We start from the raw sequence: 1,678 nt of genomic DNA, 5'->3' as shown, positions 1-1,678 counted from the left end.
GGTTGGGGTGAGGGCGAAAAAAACAGCGCACGATCGATCACAAACCGCGTCGGTAACGCTTAACTTAATGGCATTGGGTTCCACCCGCGCCGCGGCGACGGTGCTTTCCTTAGTCGAAACCGTCGTACTGCCGTGGTTAAAGAAGAAGGACCTTGTTTTTTTGCCGCGAATGAACGCAAATAGACGCAAATGAGACCCTTGCGTTCATTGGCGGCTGGATTTCTCTACTCGCAGCCGGAATGCACTAAAGCGGAGATGTGACAATGGCTCGAGTTTTCAATTTCAGTGCCGGCCCTGCGATGCTGCCGGAAGCGGTCTTACGACAGGCGCAGGAGGAACTGCTGGATTGGCATGGGAGCGGCATGTGTGTGGCGGAGATGAGCCACCGCGGCAAGGAATTCATGTCCATTGCCGAGCAGGCGGAGGCCGATCTGCGGGAGTTGCTCGCGGTCCCCGAGAACTACCGGGTGCTCTTCCTGCAAGGGGGGGCATCCGGCCAGTTCGCCATGGTGCCGATGAACCTACTGCGCGGCGGCGACCGGGCCGCCTATCTGAACACCGGCTCCTGGTCTAAGAAGGCCATCGCCGAGGCCAAGCGGTTCTGCGCGGTCGAGATCGCCGCCTCCACCGAGGACACGCGGTTCACCCACGCCCCCACCCAGATCGAGCTGAATCTGAGCCCGGAGGCAGCCTATGTCCACTACACCCCTAACGAGACCATCGAAGGAGTAGAGTTTCCCTGCGTGCCCGAGACCGGCGACCGGCCCTTGGCGGCGGATATGTCCTCCACCCTCCTGTCCCGGCCTATCGATGTCTCGCGCTACGGGGTCATCTACGCCGGGGCCCAGAAGAATCTGGGGCCGGCGGGGTTGACCGTCGTGATCGTGCGCGAGGATCTCATCGGCCGACCGCTGGCCGGGACGCCGACCATGTCCGATTACAAGACTCACGCTGACACTGGCTCCATGTATAACACCCCACCGACCTATGCCTGGTATCTGGCTGGCCTGGTGTTCCAGTGGCTCAAGCGCCAGGGTGGGTTGACGGCGATGGCGACGATCAATGAACGCAAGGCCAAGCTCCTCTATGCCGCCATTGATGCCTCCGGCCTGTATACCAATCCGGTGGAGCCTGCCAGCCGTTCGTGGATGAACGTGCCCTTTACTTTGGCCGACCCCACGCTGGATCAGCGGTTCCTGACGGAGGCCAAGGCGGCGGGCCTGGTTGCGCTCAAGGGCCACCGATCCGTGGGCGGTATGCGTGCGAGCATCTACAATGCCATGCCCGAGGAGGGGGTGCGGGTCTTGATCTCCTTCATGCAGGAGTTCGAGCGGCGGTACGGTTGATAGATAGAAAAAACCGCAAAGGCGCAAAGGGTAGCCGTAGATCCCTTGGGCGCGCCACCGTCCATGGCGGCTTTGCCCCAACCTCCACTGCTGGTGACTGGAAGCTGGCGACTGGTAGCTGGCGACTGGTGGCAGGCCGTCCTGTGCGCCTTTGCGGTTCGAACCCAATCGAAAAAATTTAGGCTCTTTATGGATTCCGGACAGCTAACGATCATAGCAGGGTTCCCCCGGACGTTTTGGAGTGCGGCGGCCACCTCACCCCGACGCTTACCGGAACCTCCAGCCCTAAGCATAAGCCGGGGGTCGGCCAAGTGGCACCATCCTGCCGCCGC

General features: G+C 61.5%; 2 protein-coding genes. Both read left to right on the top strand.

Annotated features, from left to right (window positions below; all coding sequences use genetic code 11):
* The coding region (locus tag BQ17_RS22680) for a hypothetical protein (protein WP_218068244.1) at positions 1–193 on the top strand (193 nt) is incomplete at its 5' end.
* 70 nt (positions 194–263) lie between these two features.
* On the top strand, positions 264–1,346 hold the full coding sequence (serC, locus tag BQ17_RS11905) for a 3-phosphoserine/phosphohydroxythreonine transaminase (protein ID WP_089727327.1): 1,083 nt from the start codon (positions 264–266) through the stop codon (positions 1,344–1,346).
* Positions 1,347–1,678 lie beyond the last annotated feature (332 nt).

The sequence above is a fragment of the Candidatus Thiosymbion oneisti genome (assembly GCF_900092655.1).
GTDB classification, from domain to species: Bacteria; Pseudomonadota; Gammaproteobacteria; order Chromatiales; family Chromatiaceae; genus Thiosymbion; species Thiosymbion oneisti.
The sequence above is the reverse complement of the archived record's forward strand: the minus strand, read 5'-3'. Positions and strand labels throughout refer to the sequence as shown.